This is a genomic window from Shewanella olleyana, assembly GCF_023283825.1.
In the GTDB taxonomy this organism is placed as follows: Bacteria; Pseudomonadota; Gammaproteobacteria; order Enterobacterales; family Shewanellaceae; genus Shewanella; species Shewanella olleyana.
In genome coordinates this window covers 1-518 of record NZ_JAKILD010000084.1, presented here as the reverse complement: position 1 = coordinate 518, position 518 = coordinate 1, and the positions used below count along the sequence as shown (strand labels likewise).

General features: G+C 50.4%; 1 protein-coding gene. It reads left to right on the top strand.

Going from position 1 to position 518, the window contains the following annotated elements; translation table 11 throughout:
- Positions 1-518: tetratricopeptide repeat protein (locus L2735_RS19945; protein ID WP_248986321.1), on the top strand; the 518-nt coding region annotated here is incomplete at both ends.

Genomic DNA, 518 nt, shown 5'->3' with positions numbered 1-518 from the left:
TGCTGAGCAGCCAGCGCGCTGGGCAGAGGATTACACCCGAAGCCTAAATAATCTGGCTTATTTTTATAAAAGCGTTGATAGGACAGTAGAGGCGATAACGCTGCAAGAGGAATCGCTGGGTATTCAAAAAGCGCTTTATGCTGAGCAGCCAGCGCGCTGGGCTGAGGGTTACGCCAACAGCCTAATTAGTCTGGCTTATTTTTATAAAAGCGTTGGCAGGACAGTAGAGGTGATAGCGCTGCAAGAGGAGTCACTGGCTATTCGAAAAGCGCTTTATGCTGAGCAGCCTGCGCGCTGGGCAGAGGATTACACCACCAGCCTAAATAATCTGGCCGTCTGCTATGAAAGCGCTGGTAGGACAGTAGAGGCGATAACGCTGCAAGAGGAGTCACTGGGTATTCGAAAAACGCTTTATGCTGAGCAGCCAGCGCGCTGGGCAGAGGATTACACCACCAGCCTAAATAATCTGTCTACTTCTTATAACGGCGTTAATAGGACAGTAGAGGCGATAAGGCTGC